This is a genomic window from Trinickia terrae (assembly GCF_005144415.1).
Classification (GTDB): Bacteria; Pseudomonadota; Gammaproteobacteria; order Burkholderiales; family Burkholderiaceae; genus Trinickia_A; species Trinickia_A terrae.
In genome coordinates this window covers 15,984-35,687 of record NZ_SWJE01000013.1, presented here as the reverse complement: position 1 = coordinate 35,687, position 19,704 = coordinate 15,984, and the positions used below count along the sequence as shown (strand labels likewise).

Annotated in this window: 13 protein-coding genes; 8 read left to right on the top strand and 5 right to left on the bottom strand. The window is 66.8% G+C overall.

Going from position 1 to position 19,704, the window contains the following annotated elements; all coding sequences use genetic code 11:
- Positions 1-196 precede the first annotated feature (196 nt).
- Positions 197-949: a trehalose-phosphatase gene (otsB, locus tag FAZ69_RS22510; protein ID WP_136897311.1), complete on the top strand. Its 753-nt coding sequence runs from the start codon at positions 197-199 to the stop codon at positions 947-949.
- Positions 946-2,373, top strand: coding sequence for an alpha,alpha-trehalose-phosphate synthase (UDP-forming) (gene otsA, locus FAZ69_RS22505; protein ID WP_136897310.1), 1,428 nt, complete (start codon positions 946-948; stop codon positions 2,371-2,373). The genes otsB and otsA overlap by 4 nt, the downstream gene beginning before the upstream one ends.
- Before the next feature lie 83 nt (positions 2,374-2,456).
- On the opposite strand, the gene FAZ69_RS22500 is transcribed toward otsA, so the two are convergent.
- Entirely contained in the window at positions 2,457-4,325 is a 1,869-nt protein-coding gene (locus tag FAZ69_RS22500; RefSeq protein WP_169708733.1) for an ABC transporter ATP-binding protein, read from the bottom strand.
- Between the two features lie 678 nt (positions 4,326-5,003).
- Here FAZ69_RS22500 and FAZ69_RS22495 point away from each other — a divergent pair.
- The 6 genes from FAZ69_RS22495 (at position 5,004) to FAZ69_RS22470 (ending at position 15,640) form a co-directional block, all read left to right on the top strand.
- Positions 5,004-6,068 (top strand): glycosyltransferase family 4 protein, encoded by a 1,065-nt coding sequence (locus FAZ69_RS22495; RefSeq protein ID WP_136897308.1) that lies wholly within the window; start codon positions 5,004-5,006, stop codon positions 6,066-6,068.
- Between the two features lie 289 nt (positions 6,069-6,357).
- Positions 6,358-7,233: a hypothetical protein gene (locus FAZ69_RS22490; RefSeq protein WP_136897307.1), complete on the top strand. Its 876-nt coding sequence runs from the start codon at positions 6,358-6,360 to the stop codon at positions 7,231-7,233.
- Positions 7,234-7,369: 136 nt separating this feature from the next.
- Complete coding sequence (locus FAZ69_RS22485; protein WP_136897306.1) at positions 7,370-7,738, top strand: DUF488 domain-containing protein; 369 nt, start codon at positions 7,370-7,372, stop codon at positions 7,736-7,738.
- A 61-nt stretch (positions 7,739-7,799) separates the two neighbouring features.
- Positions 7,800-8,399, top strand: coding sequence for a uracil-DNA glycosylase family protein (locus tag FAZ69_RS22480; protein ID WP_439654790.1), 600 nt, complete (start codon positions 7,800-7,802; stop codon positions 8,397-8,399).
- 297 nt (positions 8,400-8,696) lie between these two features.
- Positions 8,697-14,579, top strand: coding sequence for an excinuclease ABC subunit UvrA (uvrA, locus tag FAZ69_RS22475; protein ID WP_136897304.1), 5,883 nt, complete (start codon positions 8,697-8,699; stop codon positions 14,577-14,579).
- A gap of 278 nt (positions 14,580-14,857) precedes the next feature.
- Entirely contained in the window at positions 14,858-15,640 is a 783-nt protein-coding gene (locus tag FAZ69_RS22470) for a YfdX family protein (RefSeq protein ID WP_169708732.1), read from the top strand.
- 92 nt (positions 15,641-15,732) lie between these two features.
- Here the strand turns inward: FAZ69_RS22470 and FAZ69_RS22465 are convergent, their stop codons facing one another.
- From FAZ69_RS22465 to FAZ69_RS22450, 4 genes are all read right to left on the bottom strand, one after another.
- Positions 15,733-16,995, bottom strand: a complete 1,263-nt coding sequence (locus FAZ69_RS22465; RefSeq protein WP_136897302.1) for an MFS transporter — start codon at positions 16,993-16,995, stop codon at positions 15,733-15,735.
- A 78-nt stretch (positions 16,996-17,073) separates the two neighbouring features.
- Positions 17,074-17,889, bottom strand: a complete 816-nt coding sequence (locus tag FAZ69_RS22460) for a siderophore-interacting protein (protein ID WP_136897301.1) — start codon at positions 17,887-17,889, stop codon at positions 17,074-17,076.
- Positions 17,890-17,912: 23 nt separating this feature from the next.
- The gene (locus FAZ69_RS22455) at positions 17,913-18,620 is read right to left on the bottom strand and encodes a PadR family transcriptional regulator (RefSeq protein ID WP_240702424.1); all 708 of its coding nucleotides are present in this window, start codon (positions 18,618-18,620) and stop codon (positions 17,913-17,915) included.
- A gap of 122 nt (positions 18,621-18,742) precedes the next feature.
- Positions 18,743-19,648: a LysR family transcriptional regulator gene (locus FAZ69_RS22450; protein ID WP_136897299.1), complete on the bottom strand. Its 906-nt coding sequence runs from the start codon at positions 19,646-19,648 to the stop codon at positions 18,743-18,745.
- Positions 19,649-19,704 lie beyond the last annotated feature (56 nt).

Genomic DNA, 19,704 nt, shown 5'->3' with positions numbered 1-19,704 from the left:
GAGTCAATATGTCGCAGACGATGTAAGTTGGGCGTAACGTGATCGTTTCCTGTTTGAACGAAAGCGCGGTTTTCGAGGTTCCTCCCAGGCCTCGGACGGCTTTCTCGAAAAAATGACCCGCGCGCGGTAAGATGCGCAAACTTTTTCGGCGAAGCGGCCGTGGCAGGCCGCCTGACGCCGCAAGGCAACCACTCCGATGCAATCACTACCGGCATTCCTCTCTTTTCAAGAGACCGCATTCTTCTTCGATTTCGATGGCACGCTGGTCGAACTGGCTCCGACGCCAGACGGCATTCACGTCCCGCCGACAGTGGCCGAGCTGCTGGCCGACCTGAGGCGCCTGACCAACGGCGCGGTCGCAATTCTTTCCGGACGCGGCATCGACAGCATCGACAGCTTCCTCGGCATGCCCGACCTCCCGATCGCCGGCCTGCACGGCGCGGAGCGGCGCGACGCCAATGGCGATACGCAGCGCGTCGGCTTCAACGACGAGCGGCTTCTCTACATGGAGCGCGTGCTGGAGGAGGTCGTGCAGCAGAATCCCGGCATGCTGCTCGAGATCAAGGGCGCGGCGCTCGCGCTCCACTACCGGAACGCGCCGGAGCGCGAGAGCGTCGCGCGCGAGGCGACGCAGCGGCTCGTCGCCGACTACGCCGGTTCCTATGTGCTGCAGCCGGGCAAGATGGTCTACGAGATCAAGCCGAAGGATGTCGACAAGGGCCGCGCGCTGCGCGCGTTTCTCGACGAGCCGCCGTTCGCGGGCCGCACGCCGCTCTTCGCAGGCGATGATTTGACCGACGAGAAGGCGTTCGCTGTCGTCAACGAGCGGGGCGGCGTGTCGATCAAGGTCGGAGCGGGGGACACCTCGGCGCGCGCGCGCGCCGAGTCGGTCGGCGCGCTGTATGAGTGGCTGTCGTCGATCGTCGTTTCGGCAAACCGCGCCTCATGAGCCGCCTCATCATCGTTTCGAACCGTGTCGCACCGATTTCCGAAGGCGGCCCTGCGGCGGGCGGCCTCGCGGTGGGCGTCTACGATGCGCTGAAGGAAACCGGCGGGATGTGGTTCGGCTGGAGCGGCGACGTGCTCGCCTCCGGGCAGCCGCAGATCCAGCTCGAGGAGCGCGGGCCGGTGACCTTCGCGACGATCGGGCTCGTGCGCCGCGATTACGACCAGTACTACCGCGGCTTTTCGAACGCGACGCTGTGGCCCGCGTTTCACTATCGCGCCGACCTGATCCAGTACGACCGGCACGATTTCGAGGGCTACTGGCGCGTCAACGAATGGCTCGCGCAGCAGCTCGTGCCGCTCTTGCGCGAAGACGACGTGATCTGGGTCCACGACTACCACCTGATCCCGTTCGCGCAGGCGCTGCGCGCGCAGGGCGTGAAGAACCGCATCGGCTTTTTCCTGCATATTCCGTTTCCGGCCTCGCAGGTGCTGCTCGCGGTGCCGCCGCATCGGCTGCTCGTCGAGGCGCTATGCTCGTTCGATCTGCTCGGTTTTCAGACGGAGCCCGACTTGCGTGCGTTCTGCGACTACGTCGTGAACGAAGCCCATGGCGAAGTCGAGCATGCGGCGAAGGGGCCTTCGACGATCCGTGCATTCGAGCGCACGCTGCGCGCCGCGGCCTATCCGATCGGCATCTATCCCGACGAGATCGCGCAGCTCGCCAAAGCCGGCGCGCGCGGCAAGCTCGTGCGCACGATGAAGGCGACGCTGCATGAGCGCAAGCTCATCATGAGCGTCGATCGTCTCGACTATTCGAAGGGCCTCGTCGAGCGCTTCCGTGCCTTCGAGCGTCTGCTCGACCATGCGCCCGCGTATCGCAACAACGTGTCGTTCGTGCAAATCGCGCCGCCTACGCGCGCCGACATGCACGCCTACCAGGACATCCGTCTGCAGCTCGAAGGGGAGTCCGGCCGCATCAACGGGCGCTTCGCCGAGCTCGACTGGACGCCGATCCGCTACATCCACCGGCAGTACGAACGCCAGGTGCTCGCGGCGTTGTTTCGCGAGTCGCACGTCGGCTATGTGACGCCGTTGCGCGACGGGATGAATCTCGTCGCGAAGGAGTATGTGTCGGCGCAGGACCCGGACGATCCCGGCGTGCTCGTGCTGTCGTGCTTCGCGGGCGCCGCGCAGGAGCTGGAGGGCGCGCTGATCGTGAATCCGATCGATATCGACGGCATGGCCGAGGCGCTGGCGACCGGGCTCGCGATGCCTGCGGCCGAGCGCCGTGCGCGCTATCGCGACATGATTGCGCAATTGCGCGAGAACAACGTGTCGGTGTGGCGCGACAACTTTCTGCGCGATCTCCAGGGCGGCGGCGAGAAGCGGCGTGCGATGCGGGCCAAAAGCGCGCGGAAGACGTAACGCGCAAAAAAGCCGCTTCGTTTTTACGAAGCGGCTTTTTCATTCATCCGCGTATCAGGCGGCGGCACCCAACGCCGCCAGCCTCAGGCGACATGCTCGTCGAACTTCTTGCCGCCCAGATGCAGCTGCGGGCCCTTGCCGTGCTGCTTCGCCAGCAGATCGCGGTACATGCCCGGCCGGCCGCGCAGCTCCTCGGGCGAACCGTCGTCGATGACCTTGCCCGCGCTCATCACGATGATGCGGTCGAAGTTCTGCAGTGTCGACAGGCGGTGCGCGATCGCGATCACCGTGCGGCCCACCATCAGCCGGTCGAGCGCTTTCTGGATCGCCTCCTCCGAGGCGCTGTCGAGCGCCGAGGTCGCTTCGTCGAGCAGCAGGATCGGCGCATCCTTGAGGATTGCGCGCGCGATCGCGATGCGCTGGCGCTGGCCGCCCGAGAGCTTCACGCCGCGGTCGCCGACGATGGTGTCGAAGCCCTCCGGCATCGCTTCGATGAAGTCGGTGCAGCGGGCCTCGCGCGCGGCCGCGAGCACTTCCTCGCGCGTCGCGTCTGGCCTGCCGTAGGCGATGTTCTCGTAGACCGTGCGGTGAAACAGCGAGATGTCCTGCGGCACGAGCGCGATCGAGTGGCGCAGGCTGTCCTGCGTGATCGCGGCGATCTCCTGGCCGTCGATCTTGATCGCGCCGCCTTGCGTGTCGTAGAAGCGCTGCAGCAGCGCGAGCACCGTCGATTTGCCCGCGCCCGACTTGCCGACGAGACCAACGCGCTGGCCGGGCTCGATATGCAGGTCGAAGTGATCGAGGATCGAGCGGCGGCGCGGGTAGGCGAACGTGACGCCGTCGAAATCGACGCGGCCGCCATTCGTCTTGAGCTCGGTGGCGTCCGAGCGGTCCGGCATGCTGTGCGGCTCGAGCAGCGTTTGGACGGCTTCAGCGAGACGCGCGATGTGCTGCGTCACGTCGACGAGCGCCACGGCGAGATCGCGCGTGCCGTGCAGGATCGTGAAGCCGAGCGAGCTGACGAGCACGATGTCGCCCGAGGTTGCCTTGCCCTGGTCCCAGAGCCAAAGCGCCCAGCCGAGCAGCCCCGCCGACAGCATCGCCGTGATCACGGCGTGCAAGAGGCGCAGCTTCTCCAGATACAGCAAGCTGCGCTGGCGCGCATCCAACTCGGCCTTGACGGTCGCGCCGAAGCGCTTCTGCTCGCGAAACGTCATGCCGAAGGCGCGCACGAGGCTCATGTTGCTGATCACGTCGACGAGCTCGCCGTCGACGGACGCCGCCTTGGTCGCGAACTGATGGTGCCGCGACGAGCCGCGCTTGGCGAGCCGGAACAGCACCACCGAGAGAACCGCCGAGCAGGAAAGGAGACCGGCCGCCATGATCGGGTTCACGGTGATGATCATGACGATCGCGCCGAACACCGCGATGCAGGGCGGCAGCACGTTCCACGCCATCGTGTTCTCGGACGTGTAGACGGCGTTCGAGGTGGCCGTGATCCGGCTCGCGAGCATGCCGGGCTGCTTCTCGGCGTAGTAGGTGGGGGAGTGTCCGCTGAGGTAGGAGAACAGGTCGCGCCGCAGGTCGCCGGTCACGTTGACGAAGGCGTGCGCGGCGACCCAGCCGCCGATCCGCCACAGCAGGTTGTCGGCGGCGATCAGGCCGACCAGGATCGCGAACGCGGTCCACAGCGGCCCGGGATGATGGCGCCCGGCGCCGAGCACGTCGATCAGGTGCTTGATCGCATACTGCGAGCCGAGTGCGCAGCCGACCGCCGCGAACACGCTGGCGAGCACGATCGCGTGCGCCACCGGATGGCGCCGGATATAGATCAGCAGGAACGCGAGCGGCCGATGCGCATAGCTCGAAAGCTTCGCATTGCGGGCATTACGCTGGGCGACGGTGAGATGTTCCAATTCTTCGTGCGATCGACGCGAAACGGGTTGAGTCATGAAAAGAATAGTCTGCGGTGGACGCGTCGCGAGCCAATATCAAGATAACAGCGACTACACGGCGACATTGTAAACATGCACAGCGCGTGCCGGAGCGTGGTGTTGCAAGCGTGCTCGGCTTTGTCGGGTGCTTGCTGCACCCCAGTGGTGCGGGCGTAGCCCAACCCTGGGGGCAGAGGCGTTTGCCTGGGGCGACCGATTTATTTCGAGATAGAATTACGAATTCCATTCACGGTCGCGGGGTCGGCCGCGAGGATGTCAGCTGCGCCGGCGGGCGGGGCGCAGCTTCGGGGACCTATAGTCAGCAACGGCTTAATTTAGAACATTGTTAAAAAACAAAGGTTTGCGAAGTGTTTCGCCTTTGTAACAACGTAAAGACTTTGAAATGAAGCGCGGCGCCCGGCTTCCGGTGCCCCGATAATTGACCCCGGGTTAGCCCTCGGAAATTTGTGCTGATCCAGTCAACGGTTGTGAAAATTTTGCGTTAACCGGCCATGCCCGCCATAGACGCATCACATATCGTTCGGGCATTTTCTTGCCCAAGCGACCCACCGCAGGCTCATGGAACCGAATGCAGGACGGCCTGGCGGCACGCCAGCCGGCTGACACCGGAGCAGGCGATTCGCTTTTAACAAACAAGCAGTCATTTTTGCCTGAATTTTTACTAGGAGTTCATCTATGCGGATCGCTCAAATCGCTCCCTTGCACGAAGCGGTTCCCCCGAAGCTCTACGGCGGCACCGAACGCGTGGTGTCGTACTTGACCGAAGCCCTGGTCGAGATGGGACACGACGTGACGCTCTTCGCGAGCGGCGATTCGCAAACGTCGGCGAAGCTCGAAGCCGTCTGGCCGCAGGCGCTGCGCCTGGACCCGACGATCCGCGACACGATGGCTCCCCACATGCTGCTGCTCGAAGAAGTGCGCCGCCGCGCGGACGAATTCGACGTGCTGCATTTCCATATCGACTACTACCCGTTCTCGCTGTTCTCGCGCCAGCCGACGCCGCAACTGACGACGCTGCACGGCCGCCTGGACCTGCCCGAGCTGCAGCCGATCTTCAATACCTTCAACGACGTGCCGGTGGTGTCGATCTCCGATAACCAGCGCATTCCGCTGCAACAGGCGAACTGGCTGTCGACGGTCTACCACGGCCTGCCGGAAAACCTGCTCAAGCCGATTCCGGACGTGAAACCGAGCTATCTCGCGTTCCTCGGCCGCATCTCGCCCGAAAAGCGTCTCGACACGGCCATCCGCATCGCCGAGCAGGCCGGCATGCCGATCAAGGTTGCCGCGAAGCTCGACAAGGCCGATCGCGCCTACTACGAAGAAGTGATCAAGCCGCTGATGTCACTGCCGCACGTCGAGTACATCGGTGAAATCAGCGAAGCCGAGAAGACCGAGTTCCTCGGCAACGCACACGCGCTGCTGTTTCCGATCGACTGGCCGGAGCCGTTCGGCCTCGTGATGATCGAGGCGATGGCCTGCGGCACGCCGGTGATCGCGTTCAAGCGTGGTTCGGTGCCGGAAGTGATCGAAAACGGCGTGTCGGGCTTCGTTGTCGAAGACGAAATCAGTGCCGTGGCCGCCGTCAAGCGCCTCTCCACGCTGCCGCGCGCAAAGGTCCGCCAGGCGTTCGAAGATCGTTTTTCGTCGAAGGTGATGGCGCAGAACTACCTCAATTCGTACGAAGACCTGCTGCGCCAGAAGCGCCGCACCGTGCTGCGCGAAGTCGCGGCCGGCTAAGGTTCGTCAAAAGCCGACACGGCTCGGGCGGCCTTTCGCCGTCGGACCGTCTGCAACGCCCCGCATGCGGGGCGTTGTTGTTTTTGCGCCGCGCTTCTTTTTGCCAAGGCGCGCCGATCTCGCGATTTTGGCGCTTCAAGCGGCCCGTGCGCGTGAGCCCGCCTTGCAATGTCCCTATAATGGCCGCCGTGCCGCACTTTCGGGCGGCCCGCGTTCGGGCGGCCCGTGCGAGCCTGTCGTCGGCGTGAAATGAGCGTGAACAGGCCCTAGTCGATGTCAGGAGGACGTTTTGGCGAGAGCGAATCAAACGCGTGCGAATCCGGCGCCTGGCGCCGGAACGATTTTCGCGTTGCGCGCCATCGGTCTCGTGATCCTCGCGCGCTGGCTCTATTCGATGTCGCAAATGGGCTATGGCGCGTCGCTGTCGGTGATGACTTCCTCGCCGTGGGCCTGCATCAACGTCGTCTTCCTGTTCCTGCTCGTGGTCCTGCCGGGCGCGCAGCCGCGCGCCGAACGCCCGTTCCATCCGCTGCCGCAATGGCTGCGGCAGGCGCTGCGGTTTTTCGCGCTGCTTGGTTTCGCGTTCGCGATCTGGTCGGTCGGCGCCTTTGTCTGGGCCGCGGGCTGGCGCCGCGCGGTTCATGCGATCGCCGAGACGAATGGCTGGCTCGTCGTCGCACCCGGCCTCTATGCCGCGGTCATGTGGATCTGCCGGCCGCGCGCGCTGTGGCGCACGAACATCGCCGCCAAGCGCTTCGCCATCGGCCGCTATGCGATCTCGCTCGATGCAGGGACGCGCACCGTCGTCGTCTGGGTCGAGAGCCGCAAGGTCGGGCAGTACGACGCGCGCGAGCTGTCGGTCAAATGGCCGGCGGCGGGCGTCGAGCACGTCGTGACGCCGCTCGGAGACGTGCGCGCCGTCGAGACGGGGCTCCCGGGCGCCGCGCCCGTGGCGGTGTCCGCGCGCGCTCGAGCTGGCGCCAAGCGTTCGCGGCAGCGGGTCGAACTGCTGTGGGATTCGCCGGCCGCGGCCGGGCACAACCGGCAGACGGTGTTTCGCGTGCCGCTGGCCACTGACGGCGATCGCGAGGCGGCGCGGGCGCTCGATGCGACGCTGCGGCAGGTTTCGCCCGATATCGGTCCTGCGTCGCTCGCGCAGCCGTGAGCGGCGGCGGGCGGGCTTGGACGCTGTTCGCGCCCCGCGATCCGTATCACGAAGTGATATATTGAATTTCTCCCCAATCCTCGATTTGTCCGGCGGCGACGCGTCCCGGCGCGGCGTTCGCCCGCATCCAGGCGCCATGAAATCTTCCCAGATCGGCATCAGCAGGGCTTATGACCGTCCCTTGAACGGTAGCGGGGCGCGTTTTCTCGTCGATCGCGTGTGGCCGCGCGGTGTGACGAAAGAAGAGCTGCATCTCGACGGCTGGTTGCGCGACGTCGCGCCAAGCGACGAACTGCGCCGCTGGTTTGCCCACGATCCCAAACGCTGGCGCGAGTTCGTGAGCCGCTACCGCTCGGAGCTCGATTCGCATCCGGCCGTCTTGCAGCCGATCCTCGATGCCGCCGGGAAGGGGCCGGTCACGCTGCTGTTCGGTGCGCGTGACCCCGAGCACAATCAGGCGGTCGTGCTGCGCGATTATTTGCTCGCGAAGCTCGCACATCACTGAAATGAAACGTCCTCCGCGCGGCAAGCGCAAAGACTACTGACATCTTCTGTCACTGCATTTGATGAAAATAGCGAAGTCGGGCTTGCCGGCGTTGCTGGCGGAGATTCGCGCGTGCCGCGTCTGCGCGGATGCGCTGCCGCTCGGTCCGCGTCCGGTGTTGCAAGCGGGAAGCGCGGCGCGCGTGCTGATCGTCGGCCAGGCGCCCGGCGCGCGCGTCCATCAGACCGGCATTCCGTGGAGCGACAAGAGCGGCGAGCGTCTGCGCGCGTGGATGGGCATCGGCGAAGAGACGTTTTACGACGCGTCGCGCATCGCCCTCGTGCCGATGGGCTTCTGCTATCCGGGCAAGGGGCCGTCGGGCGACCTGCCGCCGCGCCGCGAGTGCGCTGAGCTGTGGCTCGAGCGTGTGCTGGCGCAACTGGGCCATGTCGAGCTGACGCTGCTCGTCGGCAGCTACGCGCAGCAACGGTTCCTGGGCGGCGAACGCAAGCCGACGCTGACCGCCACTGTCGAAGCATGGCGCGATTACGGCGGGGACCGGTTGCCGCTGCCCCATCCGTCGCCGCGCAATCAGGGATGGTTCAAGCATCATCCGTGGTTCGAGCGCGATCTGGTGCCGGTGCTGCGGGCGCGTGTTGCGGCGGCGCTGGAAGGCAACTAACCGGCGAATTGCGAAACCGGCGCCCGGGCGCCGGCACGCGGTTCGCCGTGCGACAACGTCCGCGCAAGCAGGGGACGTGGCCAGATTTACGTGCGCAATCCATTAGTCGCGCACGCCGATCAATCGGCCCGAAACGACGCGGCCGCGGCGCAAAACCCGCCTGAAAACGCGTGTTAGCGAGGCGCGCTGGGCGGGGCTATCATTGCACCCCCGGCGTCTTTTCCGGCCTCGTTTTTCAGCTTTGCATGAGGCGAGACGCGTCCCGACTCTCCCAGGCATTCGTAAAGGATCGTTCCCATGTCATCCGGCGTTATCCGCATCCGTGGCGCCCGTCAGCACAACCTCAAGAACGTCGATCTGGACCTGCACACCGGCGAAATGACCGTGGTGACGGGGCCTTCGGGCTCGGGCAAGTCGAGCCTCGTGTTCGATACGCTGTACGCGGAAGGGCAGCGGCGCTATGTCGAGACCTTCAGCGCCTACGCCCGGCAGTTTCTCGACCGCATGGACCGGCCGCAGGTCGACCGTGTCGACGGCGTGCCGCCCGCGATCGCGATCGACCAGACCAACCCCGTGCGCAGCTCGCGCTCGACGGTCGGCACGATGACCGAGCTGAACGATCACCTGAAGCTGCTATACGCGCGCGCGGCCGAGCTGTTCGACAAGGAGACGGCGCAGGCGGTGCGGCACGACACGCCCGAGACGATCTACGCCGAATTGCTCGCGCGCACGGCGGATGGCGATCCGCGGCTCGCCGTCACGTTCCCTGTCGAGCTGCCGGAGTCGGCGAGCGAAGCCGAGGTCGAGCAATGGCTCTCCGCGAGCGGCTACACGCGCGTGCAGGCGCAGCGCGAGGTGGCATCGCCGACCGGCACGCGCAAGCTGCTCGACGTGGTCGCCGACCGCTTCCGCTTGCAGAAGACCGACAAGGCGCGCGCAGTCGAGGCGATCGAAGCGTCGCTCAAGCGCGGCGCGGGACGCGTGAATGTCTACGTGCTTCAAGAAGCCGGCAGTGACGCACAAGCCGATGGCAAGCACGAAGCGCCGCCGCAGATCTGGCGCTTCTCGACCGGCTTGCACTGCCCCGACAGCGACCTGCGCTACGCCGATCCGCAGCCGGGCCTGTTCTCGTTCAACTCGGCGTATGGCGCCTGCGACGTGTGCCGCGGCTTCGGCCGCGTGATCGGCGTCGACCTGGGGCTCGTGATTCCCGACGAGCGCAAGACCTTGCGCGGCGGCGCGGTGAAGCCGCTGCAGACGCCCGCCTGGAAGGAGTGCCAGGACGACCTGATGCGCTACGCGGGCCGCGCGGACATTCCGGTCAACACGCCGTGGTCCGAGCTCAGCGCCGACCAGCGCGACTGGGTCATCAATGGCTCGCCCGACTGGAACGGCGAATGGCAGCGCCAGTGGTACGGCGTGAGGCGCTTTTTCAGCTACCTCGAGTCGAAGGCGTACAAGATGCACATCCGCGTGCTCTTGTCGAAGTACCGCAGCTACACGCCGTGCGAGACCTGCGGCGGCGCGCGCCTGAAGACCGAATCGCTGCTCTGGCGTCTCGGCACGAAGGCTAATGCCGATACCGTGCTCGCGCCCGGAGCGCGCTTCATGCCGCATGGCACGCGCTGGTCGCGCGCGCAGCTCGAAGCCTTGTCCGGGCTGACGGTGCACGACCTGATGCTGCTGCCGATCGAACGCATCCGGCGCTTCTTCGACGAGATCACGCTGCCGAGCGCGCTGCTCGACGACGCGCTGAAGCTCCTGATCGCCGAAGTCCGCACGCGCCTGAAATACCTCTGCGACGTCGGCCTCGGCTACCTGACGCTCGATCGCCAGAGCCGCACGCTGTCGGGCGGCGAGGTCCAGCGGATCAACCTGACGACGGCGCTCGGCACCTCGCTGACCAAGACGCTCTTCGTGCTCGACGAGCCGAGCATCGGCCTGCATCCGCGCGACCTCAACCGCATCGTCGAGGCGATGCAGCGGCTGCGCGACGCGGGCAATACGCTCGTGGTGGTCGAGCACGACCCGTCGGTGATGCTCGCTGCGGACCGCCTGATCGACATGGGGCCGGGCCCCGGCGAGCGCGGCGGCACGATCATCTTCGACGGCACGCCTGGCGACATCCGCGCGGCCGGTACGCTCACGGGCGACTACCTGAGCGGCCGCAAGCATGTTGCCGACGCCTCGCACTGGGCGCGCCGCGCGATCGACGCCGACACGCCGCGCATCGTCCTCGAAGGCGCGAGCCAGCACAACTTGCAGGACGTGACGGTCGAGATTCCACTGAAGCGTCTGGTCTGCGTGACGGGCGTGTCGGGCTCCGGCAAGTCGACGCTGGTGCAGGACGTGCTGCACCCGGCGCTCGCGCGCCAGCTCGGCAAGGCGACCGAAGCGCCCGGCGCGTACAAGCGCCTGTCCGGCGCGCACCGGATCAGCGACGTCGTGTTCGTCGATCAGTCGCCGATCGGCAAGACGGCGCGCTCGAATCCGGCGAGCTACGTCGGCGCCTTCGACGAGATCCGCAAGCTGTTCGCCAAAGCCCCGCTCGCCGCGCAGCGCGGCTACAGCGCGGGCACCTTCAGCTTCAACTCGGGCGACGGCCGCTGCCCGACCTGCGGCGGCTCGGGCTTCGAGCACATCGAGATGCAGTTCCTCTCCGATGTCTACCTGCGCTGCCCCGATTGCGACGGCCGCCGCTATCGCGCCGAGGTGCTCGACGTGAAGATCGAGCGTGGGACGCCGCCGCGCGCGCTGTCGGTGGCCGACGTGCTGGAGCTGACCGTCAGCGAGGCCGCGGCGTTCTTCGCGAAAGATGCCGAAGTGCTGCGCGTGCTGCAGCCGATCGTCGATGTGGGCCTCGAGTACGTGAAGCTCGGCCAGCCGGTGCCGACGCTCTCCGGCGGCGAGGCGCAGCGCCTGAAGCTCGCGGGCTTTCTCGCGGAGACCGCGCAGGCGCGCGGCAAGCAGGGCGCCTCGGACGGGCGGCTCTTCATGTTCGACGAGCCGACCACGGGCCTGCACTTCGACGACATCGCCAAGCTGATGCGCTCGTTCAACAAGCTGCTCGCGGGCGGGCACTCGCTGATCGTGATCGAGCACAACCTCGACGTGATCCGCGCGGCCGATTGGCTGATCGACCTCGGCCCGGAAGGCGGCGACGGCGGCGGGCGCGTGCTCGTCGCCGGCACGCCCGACGACGTGAAGGCGTGCGCCGAATCGCACACGGGCCAGGCGCTGATCCAGTACGACAAGGCGTTGGGCGAGCCCATCGACACCGGCGTGCCGCTGCAGGCCGCGCTCGCGGCGGCGCGCGCCCGCCGCGCCGTGGAAGGCGACGACGTCGTGCGCATCGTCAACGCGCGCGAGCACAACCTCAAGGCGCTCGACGTCGACATTCCGCACGGGCGCTTCAACGTGATCACCGGCGTGTCCGGCTCGGGCAAATCGACGCTCGCGTTCGACATCCTGTTCCACGAAGGCCAGCGCCGCTACCTCGAATCGCTGAACGCCTACGCGCGCTCGATCGTGCAGCCGGCGGGGCGGCCCGAAGTCGACGCCGTCTATGGCATTCCGCCGACTGTCGCGATCGAGCAGCGCCTCTCGCGCGGCGGCCGCAAGAGCACGGTCGCGACGACCTCGGAAGTCTGGCACTTCCTGCGTCTGCTCTATGTGAAGCTCGGCATCCAGCATTGCGTGAACGACGGCACGCCGGTCACCGCGCAAAGCGTCGAATCGATCGCGGCGCAGCTGCTGCGCGAGCACAAGGGCGAGCACGTCGGGCTGCTCGCTCCGCTCGTCGTCAACCGCAAGGGCGTCTATACGGATCTCGCGAAGTGGGCGAAGGCGCGCGGCAATTCTCATCTGCGCGTCGACGGCGAGTTCGTGCCTGTCGATCCGTGGCCGAAGCTCGATCGCTTCCGCGAGCATACGATCGAGCTGCCGGTCGCCGATCTCATCGTATCGGCCGATCGCGAAGCCGAGCTGCGCGCCGCGCTCGACCGGACGCTCGAACTCGGCAAGGGCGTCATGCATCTGCTCGCGCCGCTGGACGGTCTCGGCGACGCGCTCAACAACGGCGGCACGGCGCATGTCGGCACGGTGAAGGTGCTGTCGGTGAAGCGCGCGTGCGCGGTGTGCGGCACGAGCTACCCCGAGCTCGATCCGCGCATGTTTTCGTACAACAGCAAGCATGGCTGGTGCACGACCTGCGTCGGCACGGGCCTCGCGCTCACGCGCGAGCAGCGCGCCGCGTTCGACGACACGGTGCTCGGCGACGACGACCGCGGCCGCGAGCAGACCCTGCCGTCGGAGGAGCAGGAGCCGGACGGCGTCGGCGGCGAGCCGTGTCCGGACTGCCACGGCACGCGCCTGAATCCCGCCGCGCGCGCAGTCACGTTCGACGCGCAGTCGATCGTCGATGTCGCGCAGTGGACCGTGTCCGACACCCGCCGCTGGATCGATTCGCTCGAAATGAGCGGACGCGACGCGCAGATCGCGCGCGACGTCGTCAGCGAGATCCAGAGCCGCCTGCAGTTCCTCGAGGAAGTCGGCCTCGGCTACCTGAGCCTCGATCGCGCGGCGCCGAGCCTGTCGGGCGGCGAAGCGCAGCGGATCCGCCTCGCCGCGCAGCTCGGCAGCAACCTGCAAGGCGTCTGCTACGTGCTCGACGAGCCGACCATCGGCCTGCATCCGCGTGACAACCAGATCCTGCTCGATGCGCTCAAGAAGCTCGGCGACAAGGGCAATACGCTCGTCGTCGTCGAGCACGACGAGGACACGATCCGCCGCGCCGATCACATCATCGACATCGGTCCGGGCGCGGGCAAGCGCGGCGGGCGGCTGGTGGCGGAGGGCGGCGTCGGCGACCTGGCCGCGCGCGCCGATTCGCTGACGGGGCAGTTCCTCGCCAAGCCGATCGCGCATCCGCTGCAGCCGCGTCGCGAAGTCGCCGCGCAAACCAAGCGTGCCGAGGCCGTGCCCGAGCGCTGGCTGACAGTCCACGGCGGCAAGCTGCACAACCTGCGCAACGTGACGGCGGACATTCCGCTCGCACGGCTCGTCGCGATCACGGGCGTGTCGGGCTCGGGCAAGTCCACGCTCGCGCGCGATGTGCTGATGACGAACCTGCTCGACGCGGTGGGCCGCTCGGTGCTGTCGTCGCCGGCGACGAAGCGGGCGCGCAAGGCCGCCGAAGCGCGCGGACAAGCGGGCGTTTCAGCCGAGAAGCGCCGCACGAGCGTGCTCGCGCGCTCGGCGCCGCGCGCGACGCTCGATGTCGCGCACAACTGGCAAGGCTGCGATGCGATCACGGGCTGGGAGGCGATCGATCGCGTGCTCGAAGTCGACCAGACCCCGATCGGCAAGACGCCGCGCTCGTGCCCGGCGACCTACATCGGCGTCTGGGACACGATCCGCAAGCTGTTTGCCGACACGCTCGAAGCGCGGGCGCGCGGCTACACCGCCTCGCGCTTCTCCTTCAACACGGGCGACGGACGCTGCCCGGCCTGCGAAGGCCAGGGCGTGCGCACGATCGGCATGAGCTTCCTGCCGGACGTGAAAGTGCCTTGCGACGTTTGCCACGGCCAGCGTTTCAATCCCGAGACGCTCGCCGTGACGTGGCGCGGCAAGAACATCGGCGACGTGCTGACGATGGAAGTCGACGAGGCGGTCGAGTTCTTTGCGTCGATGTCGAACATCGCGCATCCGCTGCAACTGATGAAGGATGTGGGGCTCGGCTATCTCACGCTCGGCCAGCCTTCGCCGACGCTCTCGGGCGGCGAGGCGCAGCGCATCAAGCTCGTGACCGAGCTCTCCAAGGTGCGCGACGACGTGACGCGGCGCGGCCAGAAGGCGCCGCACACGCTCTATGTGCTCGACGAGCCGACCGTGGGCCTGCACATGGCCGACGTCGCGAAGCTGATCCGCGTGCTGCACCGGCTCGTCGACGGGGGGCATAGCGTGGTGGTGATCGAGCACGATCTCGACGTGATCGCCGAAGCCGACTGGATCATCGACCTGGGACCGGAAGGCGGCGTGGGCGGCGGGACGATCGTGGCGGCTGCCGATCCGGAGACGCTCGTGCAGGTGCGCGATAGCCACACGGGCGCGGCGCTTGCGCCGGTGCTCGCGCGTACGGATGGCGGCGAAGCGTCGCGCCGGACGTTGCGAACCGCCTGATAGGCAATTGATTTCGATATAAGCATTCAGAATGCTTTCTATCTCATTAATTTCCGTTTAATTATTAATCTTTACCTTGAAAGCCCTCTGCGGAAATCAACTTGGTTCGATTTCCGCAGAGCGGCCAGGGAATTGGCCCTGGGCTATTTTTTTGATCGTTCGCGCGAGCGCATCCATTCGAATGACGCCGCCGGGTTTTTCAAGGGAAGAAAATGAAAAAAACACGCATTGCAAGCGCCATTGTTTGCGCCATGGCATTGACGGCAGGGATGGTCGGTATGTCTAACGTAGTGGCGGCCGAACCTACTACCGCTGCCGCAGCGGCTCCTGCTCCCGGCAAGGCGGCTGCGAAGGATCTGCGCAAGCTGTCGAAGGAAGGCAGCAAGGCCTTCAACGACGTCAGCCAGGCGCGTCTCGCGCTCTTCGACGGCAAGCCGGAAGCCGCGGTCAAGCTCATCAAGGAGGCCCAGCAGTCGCTCAAGAAGGCCAAGGCCGACGATACGGCGTTCCTCAAGGCTGAGTCCGAAATGAAGGGGCCGGCTTCGGAAGCCGCAGCGGCCAAGGCTGCCGCTGCCGCGCCGGTGCAGTGGCTGCCGGTGGCGGGCGAAGTCTCGATTGGCGAAGACATCTCAAAGAATTCGGCTAAGGTCGACGCCGTGGACAAGGCCAACTCGCAGATGAAGTCCGGCGATCGCGATGGCGCGATGGAAACGCTGCGTCTGGCCGACATCAAGGTGATATACACGCTCGCGGCCGTGCCGCTGCAAAAGACGATCGCGGACGTCGACACCGTGGATGGGCTCCTGACCGCGAAGCGGTACTACGAGGCCAATCTGGCGATGAAGAGAGTGCAGGACGCGGTGCGCTACGCGTCGCTCGAAGAGACCGACAAGGTCGCGCCGCCGGCCAAGGCGGGCGGCACGGCGGCAGTGCCGGCGGAGCAAGGCGCATCGGCGGCGCAAGCCGCGGCTGCGGCGCCGAGCGCGCCGGCCAGCGCGGCAGCCGCAGCGTCCAAGGCCGACGCGCCGGCGAGCGCGGTGTCCGGCGCGGTGCAGAAGTAAGCTGTCAAGCAGCGCTGGGCAGTAAGCAGGCGCTAAAGCGAAAAGCGGGAAGCGGAGTCAATCCGCTTTCCGCTTTTTTGCGTTTCGGACCATCACGCGTTCTCGGCCAGATTCTGCTTGTCCGGCTGCGGCGGTGCGGCCTGGCCTTCGGCTGCGCCTTTCACGTGACCGACCCAGAGCAGTGCGAGCACGAGAAGCGCCACGGCCAGCCAGCCGTTGGTCCCGTAGCCAACGATTTGCGCTCCGGCCCCTTGCGAGAGCAGCAAGCCGCCGAGCCACGCGCCGCAGCCGGTGCCGAGCGCCTGCACCGCGCTGTTCGCGCTCAGGAACGCGCCGCGCTGGGCGGGCGCCGGCACCGTGGTGAGCAGCGCCTGCATCGGCACCATGCGGCCCGACATCGCCACCATGAAGAACGCGAAGAACACGATCAGGCCCGCTAACGGCAAGCCGCCGGGCAGGTGCGTGATGAACAGCGCCGGTAGCATCGACACCACGCCGAACACCCGGAACACCTGCATGCGCCCGTAGCGGTCGGCAAACCTGCCGATTGCGCGCGAGGTGAAGAAGGTCGCAGCGCCGCCCGCCATGTAGAGCCACGACAGCTGCGCCGGCTGCACGCCGTGATTGGCGACGAGCACGGGCGAGATGAACGGAATCACGAGCATGTGCGAAAGCATCATCGTGAACGTGAGCGCGAACGCCTTGAGGTGGCGCGGATAGGACAGGAGCCGCCAGAGCGCGGGCAGCACCTCGGCAAGCGGCGGCGCGTTGCGCGCGAGATGCTCGTCAAGCACAGGCACGATGCGCGAGCAACCGAGCCAGACCAGCGCGGACAGCGCGACGAGCAGCCAGAACGGCGCGCTCCAGCTGAAGTGGGCGCCGAGCACGACCCCGGCCGGCACGCCCGCGATCGCGGCGAGCGAGAACGCCGTCATGATGACGCCGGTCGCCGCGCCGCGGCGCGCGGCGGGGATCACGTCCGCGACGATCGCCATCACGACCGAGCCCAGCACGCCGCCCGTGATGCCGGCGAACGCGCGCGCGGCGAGCAGCATCGGAAAGCTGGTCGCGCAGGCGCAAGCGAGGTTCGAGAGCGCGAAGAGCGCATAGATCGCGAGCAGCAGACGGCGGCGGTCGAAGCGGTCGATATAGGTGGCCGCGAAGAGCCCGGAAAGACCTGAGCACCATGAATAGGCCGATACGGCCGTCGCGAACGCGGCCGGGGTGATCGCGAACGCGTGCATGATCTGCGGACCCAGCGGCATCATGACCATGAAGTCCATGATCAGGGTGAACTGGGTCAGCGCGAGCAGCCACAGCAGGCTGCGTTCGCGGCTGGAGGGAAGGGCGTACATAGGGTGTCGATGTCCTGTTGTATGTCGTGCTGTCCTTCGTGCGATCACCCGCGCAATCGATGGCGTGTTCGCCGACGGTCAGTCATCGATCGATTCGTGGACTGCCGAGTCGCCGCGCCGCCAATAGCTCGAGGCGCGGATGCGCGTCTTGTCGACGCCGCGCTCGGTGCACAGATGCTGGCGCACCGCACGGATCGCCGAGGATTCGCCGGCGGCCCACACATAGCCGTCGCCGCCGGGCAGGTAGGTGTCGCGCACCGCTTCCAGCAATGCGTTGCCGTTCGCGGCCGCGTCGCTGCGATGGCGCCAGACGACGTGCAGATCGACTGCCGTGGCGAATTCGATCTGGGCGGAAAGGTCGGCGACTTCGAGAATCGCGGCTACCCGCGACCCGGCCGGCAGTTCTTCGAGACGGCGGGCGATCGCAGGCAGCGCCGTGTCGTCGCCGATCAGCAGGTGCCAGTCGAAACCCGCCGGCACGACGAACGAGCCGCGCGGGCCGCCGACGCCGAGGTACTGGCCCGGCTGCGCTTGCGCGGCCCAGGTCGTCGCGGGGCCGGCGTCGTGCAGCACGAAGTCGATGTCGAGCTCGCGCGCGGCGCGATTGAAGCGTCGCGGCGTGTAATCGCGCATGGTCGGGCGCGGACGGTCGGCCGGGAAGACGGGACCGTCGGGGCCCGCCGCCGGTACGACCGGCTTGTCCGCGCCAGGCTCGGGGAAGAACACCTTGATGTGATCGTCGAAGGATGCGGTTTCGAAATCCGCGAGGTCGTCGCCTGTCAGCGTGACACGCTTGAGGTACGGCGTCAGCGCCTTGACGCGCTTGACTTGCAGCAGACGGAACTTGAGCGGGTGACGCACGCGCGTCACGGTGAGTTCAGGGTTGCTCTGCATGAATTTTTTCCCGGGAAGAAGGTTCAGGGGGTTTGAGCGGCGCTGTCGTCGCCGGCCGGCTTGCCGCCTTCGATCTCGGCGGCGGCGCGCAGCAGGATCGCGGCGATGCGCTGCTGCTCCGCCGTGGACGCGCCCGCGTGGCGGATCAGCGCGCGCTTGAGCGCTTTCTTCGCTTCGTGGAGCTCGGGCAGCCAGCCGCCCGGTTCCGCCTCGCCCGCTTCCTCGCCGGCATAGGCGCGCCGCACGGAGTCCATCCGGTGGGCGATGTGGGCGAGCTTCGCAAGCATCATGTCGACGCGCTCGCGATTCTCGGCGAGGTGCTCGCGGCCGGGCTCGGCGAGCGCGTAGCGCTTGCGGTTGCCTTCGGCCTGAACCGTCACGTAGCCCAGCTCTTCGAGATAGGTCAGCGCCGGATAGACCATGCCGGGGCTCGGCGCGTAGAAGCCGTTCGAGCGCGCTTCGAGCGCCTTGATCAGCTCGTAGCCGTGGCGCGGCTCTTCGGCGATCAGCGCGAGCAGCAGCAGTTGCAGATCGTCGCCTGTGAATTTGCGGCCGCGCGGCAGGCCGTCGCCGTCATTGTCGAAGCCGCCGCGGCCGCCCCAGAAACCGCCGCCGCCTCCGCGATGGCCGTAGTCGCGGCCGATCGCGTGCCAGAGGGCGTGGAGCGAGAAAGCATCCGCGAACATGGGGGCGCGGCCCCCGAAGAAACGAGTGTGGTGATGGTGACGCATGTTGGGTGCTCCGTATTCTGTTGTATCGGAAAACATGTCTTAAGATATATATCGAAAGATATGTTGTCAACCCGAAATTGAGCGTGCCTTGCGTCGGCCTTTGGTGACGGGGGAAAGCGGACCTATTTCGTCTGGGCGATCTGCCGCAGCTCGTCGAGCAGCTTGACGGCGGGGCCGGGGAGGATGCCTTGACGGCGGCGAAACGCGGTCAGCGTGCGCGTGGCGGCGAGGCCCGGAATGTCGAGCGCGCGCATTACGCCGGCCCGGCTTTCCACGTCGTACATCGTGTCGGCCATCCACGACAGGAAACCGCAATGCTCGACGAGGCTCTTCAACACGGTCACCGAGCGCGTCTCGGCCGCGACGTTGGGCAGCCCGAGCCCGTGAGCAGCAAATGCCGCCTGCATGTGCTCGAACGGCGCCGTGCCGCGCGGCGGAATCGCCCAGCGCTCGGCGAGCGTATCGGCAAGCTGGAGCGTCTTCTTGCGGCGCAACGGATGGTTGCAGGCCGCCACGACAAAGCTGTCGTCCTGCCAGCGGCACTCGGGGACTGCGCAGATCTCGCCGGTATCGGGCGCGGCAGTGCTGAGCGCGAGGTCGATCTCGTGCGTGAGCAGTCCCTCGGCGAGACGATCCCATACGCCTTCGATGATCTGCACGCGCAGGTTCGGCCACTTGTCGAGCACGCGGCCGATGGCGAGCGGGAGCACGAGGCTCGCAATGCTGCCGACGGCGCCCACCTTGATCGTGCCCTTCGCGAGCCCGCGCATCGCGTCGATCTCTTCGCGCGCGTGCTCGGCTTCGCGCAGCAGCAGCATGGCGTGCGGCAGAAGCGCGCTGCCGATCGCGGTGAGTTGCATGCCTTTGGTGTGGCGCTCGAAGAGCGGGGCGCCGAGATGGTCTTCGAGGCGCTTGATGGTGCGGCTCAGGGCGGGCTGGGTCAGGTGCAGCTCGGCGGCCGCGCGGCCGAGGCTTCCGCAGTTGACGATCGTGGCGAAGGCGCTCAGTTGCTGGAGATTCAACGTCATTTTTTGCGATGGAGAAGAAAAGGTGAGGGGAGACCGTGGCAGGGCCCATGGAGGCG

Coding starts and splice junctions, on each gene's coding strand:
- FAZ69_RS22480 (WP_439654790.1), top strand. CDS start 7,800: ATGAAAATAGCGAAGTCGGGCTTGCCGGCGTTGCTGGCGGAGATTCGC.
- FAZ69_RS22465 (WP_136897302.1), bottom strand. CDS start 16,995: ATGTACGCCCTTCCCTCCAGCCGCGAACGCAGCCTGCTGTGGCTGCTC.
- FAZ69_RS22460 (WP_136897301.1), bottom strand. CDS start 17,889: ATGCAGAGCAACCCTGAACTCACCGTGACGCGCGTGCGTCACCCGCTC.
- FAZ69_RS22470 (WP_169708732.1), top strand. CDS start 14,858: ATGTCTAACGTAGTGGCGGCCGAACCTACTACCGCTGCCGCAGCGGCT.
- otsA (WP_136897310.1), top strand. CDS start 946: ATGAGCCGCCTCATCATCGTTTCGAACCGTGTCGCACCGATTTCCGAA.
- otsB (WP_136897311.1), top strand. CDS start 197: ATGCAATCACTACCGGCATTCCTCTCTTTTCAAGAGACCGCATTCTTC.
- FAZ69_RS22450 (WP_136897299.1), bottom strand. CDS start 19,648: ATGACGTTGAATCTCCAGCAACTGAGCGCCTTCGCCACGATCGTCAAC.
- uvrA (WP_136897304.1), top strand. CDS start 8,697: ATGTCATCCGGCGTTATCCGCATCCGTGGCGCCCGTCAGCACAACCTC.
- FAZ69_RS22500 (WP_169708733.1), bottom strand. CDS start 4,325: ATGACTCAACCCGTTTCGCGTCGATCGCACGAAGAATTGGAACATCTC.
- FAZ69_RS22485 (WP_136897306.1), top strand. CDS start 7,370: ATGAAATCTTCCCAGATCGGCATCAGCAGGGCTTATGACCGTCCCTTG.
- FAZ69_RS22495 (WP_136897308.1), top strand. CDS start 5,004: ATGCGGATCGCTCAAATCGCTCCCTTGCACGAAGCGGTTCCCCCGAAG.
- FAZ69_RS22455 (WP_240702424.1), bottom strand. CDS start 18,620: ATGCGTCACCATCACCACACTCGTTTCTTCGGGGGCCGCGCCCCCATG.